This window comes from Caldococcus noboribetus (genome assembly GCF_055389385.1).
The window spans coordinates 1,030,404-1,051,529 of record NZ_AP042475.1; the positions used below are offsets into that span (position 1 = coordinate 1,030,404).

The 21,126-nt window shown below is 49.5% G+C and carries 21 protein-coding genes and 1 pseudogene; 16 read left to right on the forward strand and 6 right to left on the reverse strand.

Features of this window, described 5'->3' with window-relative positions; all coding sequences use genetic code 11:
- Window positions 1–159 precede the first annotated feature (159 nt).
- From ACZ5GQ_RS05380 to tes, 4 genes are all read left to right on the forward strand, one after another.
- Window positions 160–411, forward strand: a complete 252-nt coding sequence (locus ACZ5GQ_RS05380) for a hypothetical protein (protein WP_498857380.1) — start codon at window positions 160–162, stop codon at window positions 409–411.
- A gap of 294 nt (window positions 412–705) precedes the next feature.
- A complete protein-coding gene (locus tag ACZ5GQ_RS05385; protein ID WP_498856151.1) occupies window positions 706–2,118 on the forward strand; it encodes a phosphohexomutase domain-containing protein in 1,413 nt (470 codons plus the stop codon).
- 53 nt (window positions 2,119–2,171) lie between these two features.
- Window positions 2,172–2,600, forward strand: a complete 429-nt coding sequence (locus ACZ5GQ_RS05390; protein ID WP_498856152.1) for a thioredoxin family protein — start codon at window positions 2,172–2,174, stop codon at window positions 2,598–2,600.
- A gap of 183 nt (window positions 2,601–2,783) precedes the next feature.
- Window positions 2,784–4,559: a tetraether lipid synthase Tes gene (gene tes / locus ACZ5GQ_RS05395; RefSeq protein WP_498856153.1), complete on the forward strand. Its 1,776-nt coding sequence runs from the start codon at window positions 2,784–2,786 to the stop codon at window positions 4,557–4,559.
- A gap of 94 nt (window positions 4,560–4,653) precedes the next feature.
- Here tes and ACZ5GQ_RS05400 read toward each other — a convergent pair whose 3' ends face one another.
- Complete coding sequence (locus ACZ5GQ_RS05400; protein ID WP_498856154.1) at window positions 4,654–5,307, reverse strand: dihydrofolate reductase family protein; 654 nt, start codon at window positions 5,305–5,307, stop codon at window positions 4,654–4,656.
- A gap of 71 nt (window positions 5,308–5,378) precedes the next feature.
- Here ACZ5GQ_RS05400 and ACZ5GQ_RS05405 point away from each other — a divergent pair, with 71 nt between their 5' ends.
- Window positions 5,379–5,789, forward strand: coding sequence for a YjbQ family protein (locus ACZ5GQ_RS05405; RefSeq protein ID WP_498856155.1), 411 nt, complete (start codon window positions 5,379–5,381; stop codon window positions 5,787–5,789).
- A gap of 6 nt (window positions 5,790–5,795) precedes the next feature.
- Here the strand turns inward: ACZ5GQ_RS05405 and ACZ5GQ_RS05410 are convergent, their stop codons facing one another.
- The 4 genes from ACZ5GQ_RS05410 to leuS form a co-directional block, all read right to left on the reverse strand.
- Complete coding sequence (locus ACZ5GQ_RS05410) at window positions 5,796–6,389, reverse strand: metallophosphoesterase family protein (RefSeq protein ID WP_498856156.1); 594 nt, start codon at window positions 6,387–6,389, stop codon at window positions 5,796–5,798.
- A complete protein-coding gene (locus tag ACZ5GQ_RS05415; RefSeq protein WP_498856157.1) occupies window positions 6,386–7,516 on the reverse strand; it encodes a DUF763 domain-containing protein in 1,131 nt (376 codons plus the stop codon). The genes ACZ5GQ_RS05410 and ACZ5GQ_RS05415 overlap by 4 nt, the downstream gene beginning before the upstream one ends.
- 105 nt (window positions 7,517–7,621) lie before the next feature.
- Entirely contained in the window at window positions 7,622–8,155 is a 534-nt protein-coding gene (locus ACZ5GQ_RS05420) for an HD domain-containing protein (protein WP_498856158.1), read from the reverse strand.
- An 85-nt stretch (window positions 8,156–8,240) separates the two neighbouring features.
- Window positions 8,241–11,138: a leucine--tRNA ligase gene (gene leuS, locus ACZ5GQ_RS05425; protein ID WP_498856159.1), complete on the reverse strand. Its 2,898-nt coding sequence runs from the start codon at window positions 11,136–11,138 to the stop codon at window positions 8,241–8,243.
- A 154-nt stretch (window positions 11,139–11,292) separates the two neighbouring features.
- Here leuS and ACZ5GQ_RS05430 point away from each other — a divergent pair, with 154 nt between their 5' ends.
- Entirely contained in the window at window positions 11,293–11,628 is a 336-nt protein-coding gene (locus ACZ5GQ_RS05430) for a hypothetical protein (RefSeq protein WP_498856160.1), read from the forward strand.
- Between the two features lie 58 nt (window positions 11,629–11,686).
- Here the strand turns inward: ACZ5GQ_RS05430 and ACZ5GQ_RS05435 are convergent, their stop codons facing one another.
- Window positions 11,687–12,169 (reverse strand): hypothetical protein, encoded by a 483-nt coding sequence (locus tag ACZ5GQ_RS05435; protein ID WP_498856161.1) that lies wholly within the window; start codon window positions 12,167–12,169, stop codon window positions 11,687–11,689.
- Between the two features lie 491 nt (window positions 12,170–12,660).
- On the opposite strand from ACZ5GQ_RS05435, the gene ACZ5GQ_RS05440 reads away from it, so the two are divergent.
- From ACZ5GQ_RS05440 to ACZ5GQ_RS05485, 10 genes and pseudogenes are all read left to right on the forward strand, one after another.
- Window positions 12,661–14,349 carry a cytochrome ubiquinol oxidase subunit I gene (locus ACZ5GQ_RS05440; RefSeq protein ID WP_498856162.1) on the forward strand — a complete coding sequence of 563 codons (1,689 nt, stop codon included), beginning with the start codon at window positions 12,661–12,663 and terminating at the stop codon, window positions 14,347–14,349.
- Between the two features lie 12 nt (window positions 14,350–14,361).
- Window positions 14,362–15,558, forward strand: a complete 1,197-nt coding sequence (locus ACZ5GQ_RS05445) for a cytochrome ubiquinol oxidase subunit I (RefSeq protein WP_498856163.1) — start codon at window positions 14,362–14,364, stop codon at window positions 15,556–15,558.
- Between the two features lie 130 nt (window positions 15,559–15,688).
- On the forward strand, window positions 15,689–16,510 hold the full coding sequence (locus tag ACZ5GQ_RS05450) for a cation diffusion facilitator family transporter (RefSeq protein ID WP_498856164.1): 822 nt from the start codon (window positions 15,689–15,691) through the stop codon (window positions 16,508–16,510).
- A 44-nt stretch (window positions 16,511–16,554) separates the two neighbouring features.
- Complete coding sequence (locus ACZ5GQ_RS05455) at window positions 16,555–16,746, forward strand: eL24 family ribosomal protein (protein ID WP_498856165.1); 192 nt, start codon at window positions 16,555–16,557, stop codon at window positions 16,744–16,746.
- A gap of 180 nt (window positions 16,747–16,926) precedes the next feature.
- Window positions 16,927–17,699, forward strand: a pseudogene (gene psmA, locus ACZ5GQ_RS05460) (archaeal proteasome endopeptidase complex subunit alpha).
- A 101-nt stretch (window positions 17,700–17,800) separates the two neighbouring features.
- Window positions 17,801–18,505 (forward strand): ribosome assembly factor SBDS, encoded by a 705-nt coding sequence (locus ACZ5GQ_RS05465; protein WP_498856166.1) that lies wholly within the window; start codon window positions 17,801–17,803, stop codon window positions 18,503–18,505.
- Window positions 18,502–19,206 (forward strand): exosome complex RNA-binding protein Rrp4, encoded by a 705-nt coding sequence (gene rrp4, locus ACZ5GQ_RS05470; RefSeq protein ID WP_498856167.1) that lies wholly within the window; start codon window positions 18,502–18,504, stop codon window positions 19,204–19,206. The genes ACZ5GQ_RS05465 and rrp4 overlap by 4 nt, the downstream gene beginning before the upstream one ends.
- 4 nt (window positions 19,207–19,210) lie before the next feature.
- Entirely contained in the window at window positions 19,211–19,939 is a 729-nt protein-coding gene (rrp41, locus tag ACZ5GQ_RS05475) for an exosome complex exonuclease Rrp41 (protein WP_498856168.1), read from the forward strand.
- Window positions 19,936–20,778 (forward strand): exosome complex protein Rrp42, encoded by an 843-nt coding sequence (gene rrp42, locus ACZ5GQ_RS05480; protein WP_498856169.1) that lies wholly within the window; start codon window positions 19,936–19,938, stop codon window positions 20,776–20,778. The genes rrp41 and rrp42 overlap by 4 nt, the downstream gene beginning before the upstream one ends.
- Window positions 20,779–20,784: 6 nt before the next feature.
- Window positions 20,785–21,057 carry a 50S ribosomal protein L37Ae gene (locus ACZ5GQ_RS05485; RefSeq protein ID WP_498856170.1) on the forward strand — a complete coding sequence of 91 codons (273 nt, stop codon included), beginning with the start codon at window positions 20,785–20,787 and terminating at the stop codon, window positions 21,055–21,057.
- Window positions 21,058–21,126: the final 69 nt, after the last annotated feature.

Here is a 21,126-nt window from a genome sequence, read left to right on the forward strand (position 1 = left end):
ACTACACTTAAGAAGTCTCGGTTAGCTTAAAGATTTAGTTGATGAAGCTGCCAAGAGCCTAGCGAGATTGGAACTAGCCACTATCGCGCTATTATGATATGTTTTAACAAAAGCTTATCTAGGTCTCTTCTCCTAATGAAGAAAAGAGAGGCGAGTGAGATGAAAGTTAGAGCAGTTGAGGCAAGAAGAATGAAGGGCAAAAAGGAAGTTGATGGCAAAGTTTATGAATATGAGTACTACACGTTGCCTCTGAACCTTTACATTAAGAAGTATGTTATTGAGAGGTGGGGCAAAGATTTTGTTGTAGAGGTTGATGAAGATACCGGAGTCGTGTGCATTAAGCCTAAGCAGATAGGTGACCTCCTAGGCCTCGCCAAGTGCCCTGCCATACCCCTTAAGGGAGGGAGCTAAGCCCGCAACAAGCCTTGCCACTAAAGGCTATCAGAAGAGTATATTTTGAGCTCCGAGAGTGGTTAACGCCCCTAGCACTGTTATGGCCTGTATCTATGCAGGATCCTGAAACGCCACTATATCCAAATAACGTCGAAGGGCAGGGCTTCGGCGACCCTGTTAGCTGCTCCACCCTGAAAAGTGCGCCATATCAATACATTATCGAGCTGTCAGAAGCCCCGCGGAAAGGTTTTATAAAGGTTTTATTGCAATATCATTAACCACTGCAGCAGTGGAGCGCTTAAGGTGAACCAGTTGCCGCTGTTTGGAACGGCCGGAGCCAGGGGGCCCTTCCCAGAAAGGGTAAGCCCTAAACTTATATATGACATTTCTCTGACCGCGGCCAAAATAATTGCCGGCTCCAGAGGCAGTGCTGTAGTCGGTCACGACTCAAGGCTGACAAGTCCTTTGCTCTCACTAGCCGCAGCCTCAGGCTTTATGGCCGGAGGCCTTGATACTATTCTCATAGGCATAGCGCCGCTACCAGTGATAGCCCACGAGGTCAAGCGCTCCCGCTCCTCACTTGGCGCGTCAATATCCGCCAGCCATAACCCCCCTGCCGATAACGGCATAAAGCTCCTGAAAAAAGATGGCACGGAGCTCTTTAGGAGCGAGGAGGAGTCCATTGAAAACAACCTCGGATCTGTTCATGAGGTTTCCTGGGACAAGGTGGGGTCCTTCACCATCGAGACGTATGCTGTTGACTCATATATAAACGATGCCTTAGAGTTTGTAGACACTAACAGCTGGAAAAGGCCTGACAAGCCTAAGGTGCTAGTTGACTGCGCCAACGGGGCAGCCAGCATAGTAACTCCAAAGCTGTTAAGGGAAGCGGGCATTGAGAAGGTCGTTAGCATAAACTGTAACCTGGACGGGACTTTTCCTGGCAGGCTACCAGAGCCCAGGCCTGACGTAATGGCGTCCATTCAGCCAATGCTCGAGAGTTCAGGGGCTGAGATGCTACTTGCTCATGATGGCGACGCTGACAGGCTGGCACTATTAGTAAGGGGGTTAGGCTTTATCAAACAGGACCTCGTTATAGCTATGTTGGCCCGTCGCAAGCTAACAGATAAGAAGGGCGATATCGTCGTGTCAGTTGATGTTGGCTACGAGGTTCAGCAGGTAGTGGAGAAGATGGGAGGCAGGATAGTCAGAGCTCCACTCGGAAGGCTACATGAATATATAACCGGTAACACTCTTATGGCGGCTGAGCCCTGGAAGCTTATAGACCCTGCTTGGGGGCTATGGCCCGATGGTATCTATCAGGCCCTTCTGATAGTTGACGAAGCCATGAGAAGCGGCGTCTCAATCAATGAACTAGTGCTCTCCCTACCCTCATACCCTAGTGCGAGGCTGTCCTTCGTGGTCAAGGGAGATCATGACAAGGACCTCTTATATACGAGCCTATCGCACCGCATTGAAGAGGCCCTAGGGACTAAGGTAGTTAATCTGCTAACCCTGGATGGCGTTAGAGTTGAGGGTGATGATGGGAGCTGGATACTTGTCAGAAAAAGCGGAACCGAAAATAAGGTAAGAATTTATGCTCAGGCAACGAGGCCTGCGAGGCTAAAGGAAATAGTTGATAAAGTCAAATCTATGGCCTTAAGCTCAGCGCAAGAGCTCAGTGTAAGTTTAACTAACATCGAGGAAGCAATAAGCATGATATAACTGCTTTCACTATTTTTAAAGGGGCCTGCCCAGCAGATGACCAGGTGTAGGCGTTGAGCAGTAAAAAAGAGACTAACCCTTGGATTGACCTCTCGGAGAAGCTAGAGGAGAGAGCCCTTTACCTGGAGAAGGTGTTGAAGGAGTTCATAGTAAACGTCAGCTCGGCAAACCTAGACTCGCTACTTAAAGAGAACAAGGTTGTGTTCCTCTACTTCACAGCCGAATGGTGTGGCCCCTGCATAAACTTTTACAAGACCTTTAAAGACGTGGCAACAGAGCTCCTGGTGCCTGGAGTGGCCTTCGGCAAAGTTGATGTAGATGCTGCCTATTCCGTGGCAGACAAGTACCAGATAAGGCATATACCCTCAATACTAATAATAGCTGACGGCAAGGTCGTTGATACGATAGTAGGCCAAGTAAGCAAAGATGAGCTTAAGAGAAGGATGAACATATATGTTGAAAGGGCCTCTAGCAGCTCCTGAAAAGTGAAGGCCCTGTTATGCTCAATAACGGCTCTAGGAATGGCTCTGAATAACTCTTGGCTTTTCAGATTAAGAGACCGTAATTATACTGGCACTTAGGTCGTATTAAGTACGGCCCTACGGATACTTGCACAGGCTTAAATAACTGACGCTTCTGTAAAATAATCTCAGGAGGTAACATAATTGGCTGTAACTGAGGTATCAAGAACCCGTGTAGAGGGACCGCCTACCCTGCCTGCCCCTGGCAGGCTCGTTAGGGAAGGTAATGAGGTATTTGTAGAAATAGCCGGAAAAAGGATCCCCATAGGTGGACCTCTCCCTGAGCTACGAGAAGGCGAGAAGCACGTAAACTACACAACGAGCCTCTGCCCAGTGTGCATGAGGCTCCTGCCGGCAAGGATTATAGAGAGGGACGGCAAAATCTACATAAGGAAGGTATGCCCAGAGCACGGCGAGTTTGAGGAGCTTTACTATGGAGATGCTAAGATTTACTATAAGATGATGAAATACGAGGAGAGCGGCAAAGGAGCAGGCCACGTAAAGGCTTATGTCGCCCTCACAGCGCCGTGCCCATATAATTGCGGTCTATGCCCAATGCACGAGAACCACTCAGCGCTCGTGAACCTGGTAGTGACGAACAGGTGTAACCTGAGCTGCTACTACTGCTTCTTCTACGCAGAGAAGGCCGGCTATATTTATGAACCTTCCATAGAGCTGCTGAGGTACCAGGTAAGGCAGATAAAGAAGCAGGGCTTCACCATGGCTGTTCAGATAACTGGCGGCGAGCCAACCCTAAGGGAAGATCTACCTGAAATTATAAAGATGCTCAAGGAAGAGGGGGTCAGGCACATACAGCTTAACACTGCAGGGATCAAGTTTGCTGAGATGTACTTCAACGATCCCCAGGCAGCTATAAACTATGCAAGAACGCTAAGGGAGGCCGGCGTAAACACAGTCTACATGAGCTTTGATGGCGTGACCCCAAAGGCTAACCCCAAGAACCACTGGGAGGTGCCCTTCATATTTGAAGTCTTCAGGAAGTCAGGCATGACAAGCGTGGTCCTTGTCCCGACCCTCATTAAGAACGCCAACTTTAATGAGATGGGTCTTATACTCAAGTTTGCAGGAAAACACATGGATATAGTAAGGGCTGTCAACTTCCAGCCCGTAAGCCTAAGTGGACAGCTGAAGAGGAGCGAGAGGGAGAAGATGAGGGTTACTATAGCTGACGCCATAAAGGGCATAGAGGAGCAGACCGACGGCCAGATACCCGCGGATACCTGGTACCCAATACCAGTAGCTGCTAAGTTTGCCAAGTTCGTAGAGGCTGCAGTCGGCACCGAGCAGTTCTGTATGGCAAATCACCCCATGTGCGGTGCCGCTAACTATGTCTTCGTTGAGAGAGGGCCTGACGGTATACCGACTAAGTTCGTCCCTCTAGGCAACTTCTTCGACATAGAGGGCTTCATAGAGTTCCTCGACGAGGAGAGGTTCGACATAGAGGACTCTAAGTTTAAGAAGTTAGCGTTACTCAAGGGAATTATAGACCTCAGAAAGTTCACAGATAAAGAGAGGATGCCCAAAGAGCTCAGCTTCTCCAAGCTGCTTACTAGCGTCCTAATAAGGAGGAACTATGATGCCTTAGGAGAGCTGCACTACAGAATGCTATTCATAGGAATGATGCACTTCATGGACCTCTACAACTATGACGTGGAGAGGGTCAGGAGGTGCAACATACACTACACTATGCCTGACGGCAGGGTAGTGCCCTTCTGCACGTTCAATGTGATGGAGAGCCTCTATAGGGACTACATACAGGCTAAGTATAAGAAGATGGACCTACAGGTAAGCAAGATGGAAGGCTTCAACCCCGGAGAGAAGTACAATAGGTCCAAATACATACTTAGGATAAAGAAGGACCCACTCTACTATGAAACCTACAAGGGCCTGATTTATTAGACTTGGGCTTTGGCTGAAAGAGGCCTTACAACGAAAGTTCTACTCTTCATTTGCTAGAACCGATAGGCTGTTGCGCACCACATCTGCTTTGCGCTTAGTTCAGGTTCTCTCCTTCTTTCCTGATAACTTTATACCTTAGATGAACCCAGCCACCACACAGCACCTTTAACTCCTTCAAGTACAGATCTTGAAGTAGGCTCCTCTCTCCATCGATTATGCTTACACCGGAACCAAACACTATAGGTGAAAGTGTAACCCAGAGCTCATCTACGAGGCCCTCTCTCAGAAACCTATAGCTGGTAGCCCCTCCACCCTCTATCATTAGCCTTCTTATGCCCATTTCAAACAGGGCGCGCACAGCTTTCTTTAGATCAACCTCGGGCCCCCTGCCAGCTCTCACTACTACTACGCCTCTTTCCTCATACTTAGCCAGCTCTTCGCTATCATGGTCTTCAGTCGTTATTATGACTCCCTTTCCGGGAATGGAAAACATATCAAGAGTAGGAGGTACTCTAAGCGAGGCGTCAACTACGACCCTTAATGGGTTTTTACCGATGGCTTTCCTGACAGTCAAGGAAGGGTTGTCCTTTATCGCAGTGTTGGCGCCTACTAAAACGGCATCCGACCACGCTCTCAGCTCGTGTTGAATCTTAAAATCTTCGTCGCAGCTAAGTCTTGAAAAGCCGCTTTCCGTAGCTATGCGCCCGTCAACGCTCATGGTCGAGAATATTATTGTGTAAGGCCTCACTTGACCCCCTGGCGGCCTATGTGCTCTAGTTTTAATAAAATCGAAAGACTATACGCAATAAGGGGTGGGCGTTGAAATTTATTAATGAGACCCTAGATGTTAAGACTAGGGACAGGTTTGATATAGTAGATGTGACTGACAGGGTCAGGGAATTTCTTTATAGGAACAACGTAACTAATGGTCTCCTCCTAATATCGGTACCCCATACAACTGCAGCCGTTATAATAAATGAAGCGGAGACAGGACTTATGGATGACATACTTACTGCCATAAAGAGACTCTTTGAGCCGGGAGGGCCCTGGAAGCATAACCTAATAGATAACAATGCACACGCGCACATAGCGGCCTCGTTCATAGGCAACTCCAGGTGCCTAACGATAATAAACGGAAGTCTTAAGCTAGGCCGTTGGCAGAGGGTGCTCCTGGTTGAGATGGACGGCCCCAGGACAAGGCATCTGGAGCTAACGTTTGTTGGGGAGTGACGCGAATTAAAGGGCCTTCAACTCAGCCCGAGGAGGCCCATCGCCTAGAACTATAATCGCGTACTTGCCCATGTTCAGGGGTCCTGGATTTACTGAGAGGGTAGTTCCGTTAAGCTCTACCCCCGGCGACTCATGTACATGACCAAAGAGGTGTACCTTTGGCCTTAGCTCCCTGACTAGAAGCTCTATCTCCGGCAACCCTATGTGAACCCCCGTATATGTCAAGTCAAGCATGCCTTTAGGCGGGTAATGACTCACCAGTACATCTACTGTATCGCCCTTGCTTACAGTCCTCCTTAGCTTGGTGATGTCACTCCTAAAGTCTATGCCTCCTACTCCTGCTATGTTGAAACCCTGCACCTTAACAAGCCTACCATCCAGTAGAACGCCCCCTCTGTCCAAAGCCCTCCTTACAGATGGGTCATCCAGATTGCCGGTCACTGCCAGCGCTCTCCCTGGACAGCAGGAGACTAGGATCTCAGCTGCTTCCACGCATTCAAAGTCCCCAGAGGCCAGTAGAAGGTCGAACTTCTCAGACGACAAAAGCTCCCTAAAAGTCTCAGTATCACAGTGCACATCAGAAACGTGGGCAATTATCATAGTACCACGCCATACCTGGCCAGGTACTGCCTTAGTCTAGCCATAGCCCTTAGCCTTTGCATGTTCCCTAGCGATGACTCCTCTATGGCTCTTGCCAAGTACTCTATGGCCTCCTCGGCAATCCTTCTGTCAAATGGGTATGGAACCCCGTCCTTACCTCCAATTGCGTAAGCGTAGGCGAAGGGATCCATGGAGAGAGTGACGGGATCCTTAGTAGAGGTTGGCACAGAATATATGATATCTGCTATAAGAGCCAAGGCCCTTACTACGGCAGGTCCAAGGCCTTCCACGGTCGCCAATTCCTTCTCGTCCTGGGGCGGGTTCCTATAAATTACATCCAGCGACCTAAGTAGCTGCCTTGATGGCATAACCGGCCTGTAGTAAGCCTTTGGTTCCGATGCCTTAACCTCCCCCTCAATATACCTCAGGAGGTTAGGCGCGCCTAGGGCTGCGTTGCTTTGCGCTAGCAGCCTTAAAAGCCTCTCTTTGCCCTCGGCAATTATATCAAGGTAAGCTTTCCTGGCCTCCCTGCTCTCCTTTGCTGTTGCGTTAAGAGTTATCTCGCTGTGATACCCTGCCACGCCGGAGAAGGGCTCCTCTATTGAGGCCTTGTCTATATGGTACCGCCTTGCCATTCGCGCCCTTAAGTTCATGCCCTGCTGAATTACAAGCTGAGGCCCCTTATCGGTAAGTATTAGCGCATGTACATAGGTCTCATAGCCGTCCTGCAAGAAAGTTGAGGCGGCGCGGGCGGCTACCTTACTAAACGTGAAGGCCTCTTCGGGATCCGCCCCTAGCAGCCTTTCAGCTTTTTTAGCCTCCTCTTTAACTTGCAGCATTCTTTTGCCCTTACCGCCAAGCACTAGAAAGCCCAAACCGTTAGACCAACTGATTTCCTTAAGTAGTGTCACCACCACGGTTGTGCTCCCGCTGCTATCCCAATCCATTCCAATGACGTTATTGAATGCCTGGAACCAGAAGGGGTCAGCCAAAGCTCTTATTAAACCTTCAGGCCCCCTCTCATCAATGATAACCTTAACTATGTTCTCGGTAAGGGACCTCATAACCTTTAGCATCCAAGGAGGCACGTGGCCATCATGTAATGGAAGATCGGCGGCGCCTGTCAATCGTTAGCCCCACAAAAGATTGTCTGGCAAGCCTTAATTGCTTTGAAACTCAGGCTAGCTTTCGCAGTAGGCCGCTTACAAATGTCACTGGCCCTACTTGTGCCACTAGCATTTCAACTCGATGCCGTCACTGCTTAAGGTCTCCAAGATCTTCGAGCTATTGGGTAGCCTGGCTATAACTTCTTTTGCCTCCTTACATGATGAGATAACGATGTCTGATACCCTGAAGCCAAATGCCTCATAGTAGCGACCTTGAAGCATTGTCGCAACTAGGTCCCCCACCTTAGCTGCCTGAGCCTCGGGAGTGTTGCCCTCAGCGTATTCTATGGCGGAGGCCTTTATGAGGTAGCTAATTTCTAAGCCCTCTATGGCTCTCCTCTCTGCAACCTCTTTTTCTTTCTTGATGTTAGCACTCCTCGATATGTCGCCTATGACTGACTCGCCTATATCATGAACTAAAGCTATGAATGCTGCCTTAAAGGGGTCAAGGCCTGCCAAGGAGGCCACTTCCGCTGCTATGAGCGCTGAGGCAAAAGAATGCTGAGAAACGCTTTCGGCCAACGAAGAGGGAACCCCCCTTAGCATCCATCCAGTCCTTGAGAGTGAGTTTAGGGCCGCTATGACATCAGGCAGCCTCACTCTAGGTCGCCTGTATTCTCGTTCGGTGTAAATTTATATCAAGCTAAACCCGTGGCATAGCTGTGTGGCGTGCGGAGGGTTAGCTTCACTTAGAGATGTAAATGGCTGGCTTGCCAGGTAAGGCATTGTTTTTCCTTGGCGAGGTGCCCTCCTCCTCCTTCTCGATAATTATTTCAACGCCCCCTAGCTCTCTTGAAAGGAAGTCCCTGGCCTCCTCCAGGGCCCTAAGCTCCACGTCCCTTGGGATTAGCAGCTCTAACACCTCGGGGCTTCTAAGCACGCTTTGCAATACCTTTGACAGGTCCTGGCGAGAGACGCCATAATCTTTCTCCATGACGTCCTTAACAGCTTCCTTTAATGGCTTACCCGCGTCCACTGCCCTCTTGACGTCGTTGAGGACTACATACTTCCAACTGGCAGCTACAGTAACAGTTACGCTCTTGGCTGCACCTAAGAGTCCCATCACATCCTTTATATCATTCAATAGGACCTCTATGACTCTCTCTGCCGTTTCAACGTCGCTTCTTATTAGTCTTTCGTCATATTCGGGCCACTTCTCCGTGACAACAAATGTTGAGTGGCCAATAATGTGCCAGGCTTCCTCAGCTGTGTGAGGGGCAAAGGGGGCTAACATCAATGTGACGTATTCTATGTACTTCCTCAATAGATCCTTGTTAGGTGTTCCGGCCCTCTTGAGATACCACCTGAACCTATTCTGAAGCTCATAGAAGGCTAGGGTAAAAGCGGTCTTGAACTTCAGCTGCTCCATGTTCTCGGTGACGCGTTTAACGGTGGAGTTCAAAACACTTTTAAACCAGTCATCTATGGCCAGCTTCTCATCCCTGCCTTTCCCATAGTTATCCTTAACAAAGTCAAGCCAGCTAACAAGGTCTGAAAGCGCGGCATCAACGTCATGTAGTGTAAAGTTGGCGTCGTCCAGACCGCCGTCCGCGCCTGCTAATACCTCTGCAACGCGCGTGGCGTCAGCGCCGGCCTCGTTAAGCATTTGGCGCAACGTTATGAAGTTTCCAGTAGACTTGCTCATCTTGGCGCCGTTTATCAGAACCCAGCCATTTATTCCTATGCCGCGAGGCCAGAGGCTCTCATCAAATATTGCTGCGTGATGATACATGAAGAACAGCAGGTGATTCTGCATTAAATCCTTACCACTTATCCTGAGATCAACCGGGTACCAGTAAGTGAACTCCTTCCTTGCCGCTTCTATGAGCTCCAGGGGCAGGCCAGTAGACTTCGAGACCTCCTCGGCCGACCCCTTGCCTAGGAAAACATAGTCGAAGAACTCAGGCTTCAGCTGTTCAGGGTTCACTTTGCCCTGTATCAGATGGTCTATGGTGTAGTAGGCCATGTATATGGTGGAGTCGCTGAGGCTCTCTATAACCCAGTCCTTATCCCAAGGCAGCGGCGTACCTAGCTCGTTCTGATGAGTGCAGGCCCAATCCTTGAGCCAGTCCACAAGCTGCATAAAGTCAGACTTAAGGTAAGGAGGGTAGATATTCATGTTTGAGAGCAGCTTCTTAGTCTTCAGCTTCCACCCCTCATCGCTGTAGGTAAGGAACCACTGGTTCTCGACAAACTTAACATGAGTCCTAGCACCGCACCTGCAGTAGACCTTAGAGGGGAGCGTGTAGACCTTAATTGCGTAGCCCAGCTTAACAAGCTCACTTTCTATGGCAGGCCTGGCCTCGATAACCTTAAGCCCGTTATAGTTTCCAACATCACCTTTCATTACGCCCATATAATATTCCCTTGAGTAGAGGTCCTTGGTCGCCTTCTCAAGAAGATCCTTGTCCTCTTGGCTCTTTATGCCAAGCTTAGATACTATGCTCTCTGCAGGCACCCCCTTGAGCCCAGGGGTCTCTATTATCTTCTTAACCCTTATCGAGCGGACCTCCGATGGGTCTAGACCATATCCCCTCAGTGCGTCCTCGCTCATTCGCTTTATATCCATCAGTGCGACATAGTCGTAAGGGGCATGCGCTGGGACGCTCATAACGAGCCCCGTGCCCTCGTCTGGCACAACAAAAGTGGCCGGTAAGACAGGCACCATGGCATTTGTCAAGGGCACGATGACTTTGCTTCCTATGATCTCACGGGCGGGGACCTTACCTATAATCCTGACCTCGTGTCTCTGGTCCGCCAGCTCTTCGGCCATATATTCATTAAGTATAACCTTCTTCCCGTCTACCTCTGCTACTACGTATTCAGCCTCGGGGTTAACCCACAGGTTTGTCACGCCAAATATAGTCTCGGGCCTGTACGTTAGGGTGGCTAAGTAGGCATCGCCGCTGACCTGCTTGAACAACACTACCGTAGCCTCAACAGGGCCTATGCCCACATACTCATCAGGCCTGTCGTGATCACCTACCACTTTCTTCTCACGAGGGCACCAGACTACAGGATGCTCTCCTTTCCTTATGTAGCCCAGGTCCCGTAACTTAAGGTACTGCCACTCGACGAACTTGCTGAAATAGGGATTAAGACTTGTGGTGAAGAACTCTCTCCTCCAATCTATGCTAAGGCCATACCTCATGAGGTCCTTTTTCCATTCCTGGGTGAAATACCTAACCCACATGGCAGGGTCCTTAAACTGAGGTATCATAGATTCAGGCACTCCCATAGTCTTAAGTTCATTCAATATCTTGACATCGCCTTCGCTGAGCCTGCGGGCAGCAGCTACTATAGGGCCTCCTGTGGCGTGCCAGCCCTGAGGGAAAAGAACATTATAGCCTCTCATCCTCTTATATCTTGCTATTATATCAACCCTAAGTATGGTGAACGCGCTGCCTAAATGAGGTAAACCGTTCATATATGGAAATGGGAATGTGACGAAGAACTTAGGCTTAGATGGATCGGCATTAGCCTCATAGATCTTAGCCTTGCTCCACTCGGCCTGCCACTTATCCTCTATGTGCTTTAACCTTTCGGCCGCCTTCACATTTGATATTAGCGTCAACTGCTCCACCTTCTCTGGACATCACCTAGGACCCTAAATTAAAAGTTGTTACCAGCTGGCCGCTTAAATTAGATATAACTCGGAATGACCTAAGGAGGCGTCAACAAAGCTGCTTAACATATATAATAAGCTCAGCCGCGAACAGCCTTAGTGGTAGTAAGAGATGAGCGGGGAGGAGAGAGCTGAAATAGTAAGGCACGTTCAGGCCGAGGCTAAAGTAGGCAAAGCGCTTAAAAACATTGCCATGATAAGCCTTAAGCCTGATGATCTATCAAGTCCTGCATCCTTTCAGATGGCTATATCAAGGCTTTATGAGTCCATAATGAAGATGATGGAGTCCGGAGGGCCCGAACAGACCTACATAGCAGAAGTGAGGTTCACTGATGACCTGGGCAACCCAGTCAGCATTGCGATTGATCTAGGCAAGGAGATGCCGCCATTCTCATCACAGAAGGTTAAAGCTGAAATAACTATCAGACTCTACGAAGAGGAACAATAACGCTAAACCTTCTTCAAACAGTTTACAGCAGGGAGCCTAACTTATCCCCTTATAAGGCCTATAATGAAGCGAGCTCCTCAAGCCATTTATTTATAGCTGCGGCAAATGAAGCTAGCACGGCTGCCCCCCTCTGCTCGTCGCTGAGCATCTTGTGCGGCGACACAAGCCAGCCCATGCAGTCTGCGAAGAGCTCTAGATCCCTTTTGTAGGCCTCTAGGCTCTCGCCTTCCAAGGCCTTAGATGCTGCCACTAAGAGTGAAGCTACAGCCCTGTAACCCATGCAGTCTACGACGTCGGCAGCGCTAGAGAGGGGCTTACCTATGAGGTTAATTATACCATCGGCATGGTCCTTCAAGTTGACCTTAGCTATCAGTTCATCATAAAGATTTGATGCATAAACTGAGAGCTGAACCGCGGCGCTGCCCTTGGTAGATCCTGCTATAAAGAGAAGCCTAGCCACCTCATCAGCTATTCCCTTTACGTCCTCTGGATAAACTTCTGCAGTGGCCGGCTGTGAGCTAGTTTCTACATCGCTGGACATAGCACGCACCTCTAAGGAAGAAGTAAGGTGAAGACCTCCCTTTTTGGAAGGAGGCCGATGCACAGACCTTGATACCTAATATACTTCTCGCTTCAGCTTTAAAGGCGCGTCCACTAGAAGTTAAGAAATGCCGAACACCCTGGCCAGTTTAACTTTGGGCGCACGCTAATAAGGCCTCTTCAGCCTCTGCCCTCGATAAGAACGCATGAAGCCTCTAAAAGAACAGGCTTAAACCTCCTTTCAGCGAAGCCTAGGTAGTGGGATGAAGAGTAGAACCCGGACAGCGGAGGGCTTCCCAATGATGAATCCTAGTCCATCAGACCCTACGCCTCTTCCTTGAGTCACACACATTGGCGTCGCAGACTCTATCATCTTAACAAAAATAAGAAAATATTTATCAAAATAAATAACTTTATATACGTTATAACGTACTATGTGAAATATTTTTATAAAGGACACATTTACTTAGGATCTAAAACTGGCGGTGTGAGGTGCCCAGCATTAACGTATGGCAGCAGCTTGTGGAATACGGCTCATGGAGCACCAGGGCCATGTCGATGGTCGGCATTGGCATGCACTGGGGAATCCTTCAGTACGTGCTTGGCCTTCCGTTCATGGCCTTCGTGGCGGAGCTCATATACTTTAAGACAAGAGATCCTGACTGGATGAGGATAGCTAAGGTTCTCGTCAAGGGCACTGCTCTGGTCTTCGCCGTAGGAGCCGCGACAGGAACTCTTGTCGAGTTTGGCCTCATAACTGTGTGGCCAAGGGTGCTAACTGCTGTTGGAAAGTGGCTCTACTTCCCTATGTACGCCGAGGTCTTTGCATTTATCATGGAGGTCCTAGTCATTTATATGTTATGGTATGGCTGGGACAAGCTGTCGCCTAAGGCCAGGCTTGTCTTGACTTTCTTTGCATTTGTAGGCCCCTGGTACTCAGGCGCCATGATAGTTGCTGCCAACTCTTACATGCAAATACCCACAGGCCTAATACCAGACTACAACGCAACTACTGGCCAGTGGCTTTACGCTGAGGGCTATCCAAAGCTGACCCTTGTGATACCCAACAGCATAGCGTCCTTGCTGAACGTAACGACTCTTCAGTCCCTTCACGTTCAGATAATGGGCACTACCAACGATGGTGTAATAGCTGCGGTGCCCGTCACTATAGTGGACAGGCTTGTCTACGAGTCCTTTGCAGGCTACACCTTAAATCAGAGTATACTGAAGCTCGTGCTAAAACACGGCGCTTTAAACGATCCAGGGCTAGCTGCTGTGCCAGTGCTCAACGTGGTTAACTCAATAATGGACTCTACCGTAAGGTATTACAACATATACCTGTACCTGTTTGAGAGCCCTGACTTCGCTCCATCCGTGATGCATTCCATAGGTGCTGGCCTAACGGTCTCAGGCTTCACTGCAATGGCCGGCTTCGGCACCAGGCTGCTGAGCGTTAAGGACAAGAGGTATAGGGAGTACCTGCTCAAGGCTTTCAAATTCTCTGTGGTCTTCTCGCTCATAGTAATTATATACCAGGGTCTCATAGCTGGCCATGAGATGGGCGTGACTGTAGCACGCTACCAGCCCGAGAAGTTTGCCGCGTTCGAAGGCCTAGGGGTTCCAGGCTTCACTTCCATCGCTGAGCTGCTTCACACGGAGCCCATAGAGAAGCTCCTGGCCTATGGCACGCTGAACGCGCACCTGCCAAACTACGGCTACCTTATGACGCACTACAGCAGCTGGGGCAACATCTCACCAACGTTAGGGGTTCCCGGCACCTCGACTTACCTACCGCCGCTAATAGTGGACTATGCATACTATGCTATGGTAATTCTTGGTGTGGCGCTTGGCGTCTACGCACTGATACTGTCAGGTTACATAGCGTTCCACAGAGCCGACAGGATACCAAGGTTCTGGCTCTACCTCCTTGTTCCAGCTGCAGTGCTAGCCCAGCTGGCGAGCTACATGGGCTGGGCCGCCAGGGAAATGGGAAGGCTGCCATGGGTGGTCTATGGCATAATGACATTAAGTGACACCGTCACCGTTAATGTTCCTCCGGCCTGGGGCGAGGCCCTCTTCAGCTTGTTCTACATAACTATAGGCGCCGCCCTAGTCTATGCCGTTTACAGGTTCCTCTGGGTGCCCTCCAAGAGGGAAGTCCTTGATGAGATGACATACTAAGGGGGTGAGGCTATGTTCTACAGCTCTATATTCTGGCTTGCCTTTAACTTCGGCATACATATAGTTATGGTAAACCTAGTCATAGGTCTCGCCATTCTGATACCGCTCCTTAAGTACCTTGGAACGAAACATAATGACCAGCTCACCGTAGCCATGTCAAGGAGGCTCATGAAGTACTATGCAGCCACGTACGGCATAGCCGGAGTCTTCGGCACCGCATTTACTGTGTTCCTCTTCTCCTACTACCCCTTCGCCACCTTAGTAATAGGGACCATTGCCATAGTCCCATTTGCAATAGCCATAGCTATGGTGGCGCTGAACTTCTTCTCACTAATAACCTACTGGTACGGCTGGGACAGGTGGTCCCCGAGGACCCACAACCTGATAGGACTCCTGATGGCGGCGTCAGCGGTACTCATACCCTTCGGCTTCAGGGGCGTGTTTGCGTTCCTTAACGAGCCCGTGGGCCTTTACTTCACGCCAAAAGGTCCCTCCCTCAATGTAGCTGAGGCCTACACCAACCCGACCTTCTGGCCACTTTACCTCTCAAGCATAGTAGGCGCGCTGACTGCAACGATGATAGCAATAATGGCTGGCTTTGCCATAGCTTATTTGAGGCATCCTGACAGCGAGAGAGCTTATTTTGAGGCTGCTATAAGGAAGTTCTTCATACCATCACTGGTGGGCCTCTTGCTGATGATTCCACTTATGTTCGCCTATCTCATGTCACTCACAGGCGTTCCCTACAAGTTCAATAACATAATGGTTGGGTTTGGAATCACTATTGGAGGCGACGCTGCCTATAACTTCACCTGGATATTTGTTCTACACCTGGCCCTAGTCACTATACAATTCATAGCTCTTCTCTACATAGCCTACGCTGCACTCAGGGGCAATATACTGTCCAGGCATGTGGCCCTGTGGTCCATAATTGGTGGCGCTGCAGCGCTGGGCACAATAGAGGCTGGCGAGATGCTCAACGCGTTCTCTCAGTTCCCAAGGTTTATAGCATCACTTAATGCCACCCAGGCCGCGTCCTTCCCAAAGCCGTGGAACGTATTCATAGCAACTTACAACAACCTCACCAACTACAACACCTTGGCCGCAGCGTCCTTTGGCCAGTTCTTCACAAGCTTGATGATGGCTATAATGATAGTCGTCATAATAGTATTCATTTATGTAGTCTTCTTTAAGGGCTACTCCAAATAGCCTCCATTTATTGTTTAGCTGCCGCTAAAAACAACTCGGCCTTTTTTCCGTTAGCGATTTATGGTAGTATGAAGAAGAATGAAGAGGCTTAAAATTGCTATCGGACATCCGATATAGGCCGGTGATCGCTATGGAGGAGGCCAAGCGTGCATTGATGATATCTATAATAGCTGCCGCCCTAGCCTCAACACTTAACACAGCAGGAGGGGTGCTCTTTCATAGCCGACTGCTTATCATTAATGGCCTCACCTGCATAGCTAACCTGGTGGTAATAATATCAAATGCCTACTTCTATAGGAAAGAACTTGAGCCTGAGGACTCCGACCACCCGTTTGGTCACGCCGGTTACTCTCTCAGCGCTTCCGTGCTAACCCTGCTAGTTTATGCCTTCATGCTTGGGCTTGGCGTCGATGAAGTGTTTAATCCAGCCCGTTATTCAGTCGCAGGTATAGCCTGGTTGGTGCCGCTGGCGGTTGCCGGGCTCTACACAATCAGCGTGGTTACAATAAGGAAGCTTGGCGGACAGTTTGTAACGTACTCCAACGTGACTACAAGCGAGATAGCCGAAAGTCTCGTGGCCCTTGCTGTCCTACCATTAGCCCACTATGTGTCATTTGAAATAGACAGAGCTGGAGCAGCTGCTATGCTAATTTACCTTGCTTATCAGGTAATAACAAACTCAAAAACTATACTTTACAAGGTCAGTGGACCAGCGCCCCCTAGAAGTGTATCAGAGGGACTTGCTAAGGACATAAGCTCCATGGGAGTTAAGGTCAAGGATCTCAAGCTTAGGAGCGTAGGGGATAATTATATAGCAGGCTATGTAATAATAGAGGCTCCTCCCACGGAAAGCGTGGAAGCCGCGCATGGACTTGCTGACAAGATAGAAAGGATGGCCCTGGAAAAATATAACGTCAAACTAGTAGTTCACGTAGAGCCTGAGCAGGCCTAAACTTTTAAAGGGACTTTTCCTCAGTCAGCGCGGGTGCAAACAATATGCCTAAGGAAATGACCTGTGCATTCTGCGGCAGGCCCATAGAGCCTGGCACAGGCAAAATGTATGTAAATGAGAGGGGTGAGGTGCTCTGGTATTGCAGCAATAAGTGCTTTAAGAGCGCCATTAAGCTAAGGCGTAACCCAAGAAAGCTTAAGTGGGCCAGACCCTGGATCCTTAAGTCGCTAGCCTAAGACTCGCCAGTTAATGATAGCTATGGCATCTTATGTCAGAGTCCTTATAGCCACGTGGTGTAACTTCTGCTACAATTTGATATCGTGACATCAGTCATGGAAGAATTCTTAGTCAAACAAGGGAATGTTACCAATAGATACTTAAAAATGCGTGCCTACTGGGTACCTGGGGTATAGAAAATGGCTATGGCCGCACCTCCGTCTGCCTACGACCGTGCAATTACCATATTTTCCCCTGACGGGGAGCTCTATCAAGTGAGGTACGCATTCGAGGCTGTCAGAAAGGGATGGACTAGTCTAGGCGTGCTGACTGACAGCGGTGTGGTTCTGGCTGCCGAGAAGAGAAAGATAACGCCGCTGCTCGACCTTAATGGCATAGAGAAGATCTATAAGGTAGATGACCACATAGGTGTAACGTTTGCCGGCATGGGCAGCGACGGGAGGGTCCTTATAGACTACGCCAGACTAGTAGCTGTCAGGCACAGGCTGACATATGGGGAGGCACAAGCACCGAATACGTAGTCAAGTCTGTGGCTGACCTGAAGCAGCTATACACACAGCATGGCGGTGTCAGGCCGTTTGGTGTCGCGCTAGTGTTTGGTGGCGTGGACTCTGACGGAACTCCGAGACTCTTTAGAACAGAGCCTGGAGGCCAGTACTTTAGTTATTACGCCATAGCTATAGGCCTTGGAGGTGACGCTGCTAACAGTTACCTTGAAAAGAACTACAAGAAGGATCTCAGCCTTGATGATGCCATAAGATTAGCCGTCGTGGCTCTGTTCAAGGGAAGAATAGCCTCCTCTGACGAAAAGAAGGAGGACTTAGCAAACGCCTTTGACGAGTATGTAGAGGTGGCCTATATCGACACTAAGGAAAGGATGTTCAACAAGGTAAGTCGTGACGTTATCAAGGAGGTAGTGAAGTCCAGCAAAGGTGAGATGCTGTCATCGTAGACATAAATTGAGCTACCTGTTGCCATTAGGTTCTTGCTTAAGCCTTTTATAGCTACTAAAGCCTCTTGCATTTATGGATCAAAAGCTGCTGGGGCGAGATTTTGCCTAAAAAGCAAGACTACGTAATTGCATGGATTGATATAAGGGGGCAGCACTTCGAGATTCTGGTGAAGCCGGACGAGGCGTTCAAATTCAAGGAGGGGGAAAAGTTATCTATATCCGATGTGCTCTGGTCCGACACAGTCTTCAAGGATGTTAGAAAGGGGCTGAAGGCCAGCCCAGAGGCCATTAAGAAGGCCTTTGGAACGGACGATATCAACTCTATTGCTGAACGTATACTTAAGGAGGGGCAAATCCAAATAACCGAAGAGGAGAGAAGGAAAATAATTGAGATGAAGAGAAGGCAGATAATAACATATATTGCAAGAAACGCCATCGACCCTAAAAGTGGCTCTCCAATACCTGAACAGAGAATAGAGAACCTCTTTGAAGAGCTAAGAATAGGTGTAGATCCATTTAAGCCTGTAGAACAGCAGGCGCTAGAGGCCATTAAGAAAATGGCCACGGTTATTCCCATAAAGATTGCAAAGGCCTTGATCGAGGTTACCATACCTCCTGAGTTTGCAGGGAGGGCCATGGGTGAGGTTAAGAGGTTGGGTGACGTAAAGAAGACTACATGGCTTGATGACGGCAGCCTCAAGGTAGAGCTTGAGATACCAGCCGGCATGCAGCTTGAAGTTATAGATAAGATCCAGGGCCTCGCTAAGGGGCAGGCACAGATTAACGTGAAGGTGAGCTCACAGTGAGTCAAGAGGAGAAGGTCGAGAGAGTTCTGGTGCTGCCAGGTGATAAGGTAGAGGGTGTTAAACAGGCACAGAACATTTACCTCTTCGATTATAATGGGGAGAAGAGGGCGGCAGTAGTTGGATTATTAAACATAAAGAGCGACGGAACATCCTTCGTGCCGCTGAAGGGCTTTTACTTCCCCAACGAGGGAGATATAGTCATTGGCCTGGTGACTTCCCACGCTGCTGCCAACTGGTTCCTTGACATAAATTCGCCTTACCAGGCCACGTTAAGCATTCAGGACTTCTTCGGAGTCAAGCAGGGAGGTCAGATTCCCGACGACCCGTTCACGTACCTTAAAATAGGTGACTACGTTAAGGCAAAGATAGTTGCCTTTGACCGGGTGAGGAGCCCTGTCCTCACAGTTCAAGATAAGGGCTTAGGGAGAATTACAGAGGGCACCGTTGTCACTGTAAAGCCAGTTAAGGTGCCAAGGATCATAGGCAAAAAGGGCTCAATGATAGAGACCATAAGAAGCGCCAGTGGCTGCGATCTCTTTATAGCAGTAAATGGAAGGGTACACATAACGTGCCAGAACGAGGTTCTTGAGGAAATAGTAGCTGAAGCTATAAAGATGATCGAATCGCAGTCCCACACGACGGGCCTCACGGCCAGAGTGAAGCAGTTTATAGAGGAGGAGAGGAAGGTTAGAGGGGTCTGAGAGAATGCATGTAAGGCCGACTAAGTTCTTCGATGAAAATGGCAGAAGGCTCGATGGAAGGCTGCCTGACGAGATGAGGCCTGTGGACATGAAGGTCGGTGTCCTAAGTAACGCCGATGGTTCCGCAATAGTTTCATATGGCAAAACTAAAGTCTTAGCCGCTGTCTATGGCCCCAGGGAGCCTTCGCAGAAGTACACAGTACTGCCTGACAGGGCGTCACTCTTCGTGAGATACCACATGGCCCCTTTCTCTACCGAGGAGCGCAAAAGCCCGGTACCTACCAGAAGGGAGGTGGAGATCTCCAAGGTTCTGAGGGAGGCCTTAGAACCTGTTGTAATAACCGAGCTCTTCCCACGGACTACAATAGAGGTTTATGTAGAAGTGCTCCAATCTGACGGAGGTACTAGGACTGCCAGCGCGACTGCTGCGTCATTAGCTCTCGCAGACGCCGGTATACCTATGAGGGCCCTCGTGGCCGGGGTGGCCGTCGGCAAGGTAGATAACGTAGTAGTATTAGACCTTAACGAGCCTGAAGATAACTTCGGCGAGGCCGACATGCCTGTAGTGGCTGCGCCTGACCTGGGCCTGATCACATTGTTCCAGCTTAACGGAGTTATGACAATAGAGGAGACTCAGAGAGGCCTTGATATGGCGCTTAAAGCTATAAGCGAGCTGGTTGAAAAGGAAAAGCAGGCCCTCAAGAGCTCCATAGAGGAGGTCGATGTGGAGTGAGCTACACGCCATACAGGGTGCCTGTCGTATCAAAGATCAGAAGCAAGAGCCTAATTAGCCTCTATAAGAAGGGTGTGAGAAGTGACCAGCGCGATTTCGCCACGCCCAGGAACCTCTCGATACAGGTAGGTGTAATAGATAAGGCTGACGGCTCGGCATGGGTTAGACTTGGCAACACGCAAGTGCTCGTTGGGGTTAAGTTAGAAGTAGGGAGCCCCTACAGGGATACCCCAAATGAGGGGGTTCTCCAGGTTAACTCTGAGCTGACCCCGGTGGCCTCACCTACGTTTGAGCCAGGTCCCCCTGATGAAAACGCAGTCGAACTGTCAAGAGTTATAGATAGGAGCCTAAGGGATCCCAAGGCAATAGACCTGAGCTCCCTCGTAATAAGGCCTGGCGAGAAGGCCTGGGTTCTTTGGATAGACGTTTACGTGTTAGACTATGATGGCAACTACTTTGACGCAAGCATGCTAGGGGTTATGGCTGCTCTGATGAACACCAAGGTTCCTGAGTATGAGGAGACGGAGTCCGGAGAAATAATAATAAACAGGGAAAGGGGAACTCCACTTAAGCTAAATAGACGCGTCGTACTAGTTACAAGCGTTAAGGTGGGCGACTATATCTTAATAGATCCTAACCTTGATGAAGAGTTGCTGGCCGACAGCAGAATGGTTATAGCGTTTGATGAGCAGGGGACTATAGTGGGCATGCAGAAGAGCGGCATGGGAGGTTACACCAAGGATGAGCTACTTAAGGTCATTGATATCTCAAGAAAAGCCTCACAAGTTTACTTTAAATTACTAGACCAGGCGCTTCAGAGCGGCAGTGGCCAGAGGTGAGGCTCTGTGGTCTATAGCCATACTAAGTCAGTAGGGATAACAGGAAGATATGGCGCTAGGTACGGCTCCACGCTTAGGAAGAGGGTCAAGGCTGTCCTGGAGAAGAGGTATGCGGATCACACGTGTCCGTTCTGCGGCAGCGTAGGCACCGTAAAGAGAGTTTCCACAGGAGTATGGAAGTGCGTCAAGTGCGGCAAGATATGGGCAGGAGGCGCGTATGTGCCGCGCACGGAGGTAGCCACGTATCTGCCTCCTTACTATTCAACATCAGGGACGTGAGATTTTTGAGCGAGGGCCCCCTAAGGCTCTTAAGGGAGCTGAGGGAAAGGCCTTCTGACTTCACGACGC

What these genes read in the sequence shown, in the direction of transcription:
- ACZ5GQ_RS05410 (WP_498856156.1), bottom strand. Translation starts at nt 6,389, where the DNA reads ATGATAATTGCCCACGTTTCTGATGTGCACTGTGATACTGAGACTTTT.
- ACZ5GQ_RS05450 (WP_498856164.1), top strand. Translation starts at nt 15,689, where the DNA reads ATGGAGGAGGCCAAGCGTGCATTGATGATATCTATAATAGCTGCCGCC.
- rrp41 (WP_498856168.1), top strand. Translation starts at nt 19,211, where the DNA reads ATGCATGTAAGGCCGACTAAGTTCTTCGATGAAAATGGCAGAAGGCTC.
- ACZ5GQ_RS05435 (WP_498856161.1), bottom strand. Translation starts at nt 12,169, where the DNA reads ATGTCCAGCGATGTAGAAACTAGCTCACAGCCGGCCACTGCAGAAGTT.
- ACZ5GQ_RS05445 (WP_498856163.1), top strand. Translation starts at nt 14,362, where the DNA reads ATGTTCTACAGCTCTATATTCTGGCTTGCCTTTAACTTCGGCATACAT.
- ACZ5GQ_RS05430 (WP_498856160.1), top strand. Translation starts at nt 11,293, where the DNA reads ATGAGCGGGGAGGAGAGAGCTGAAATAGTAAGGCACGTTCAGGCCGAG.
- ACZ5GQ_RS05455 (WP_498856165.1), top strand. Translation starts at nt 16,555, where the DNA reads ATGCCTAAGGAAATGACCTGTGCATTCTGCGGCAGGCCCATAGAGCCT.
- ACZ5GQ_RS05380 (WP_498857380.1), top strand. Translation starts at nt 160, where the DNA reads ATGAAAGTTAGAGCAGTTGAGGCAAGAAGAATGAAGGGCAAAAAGGAA.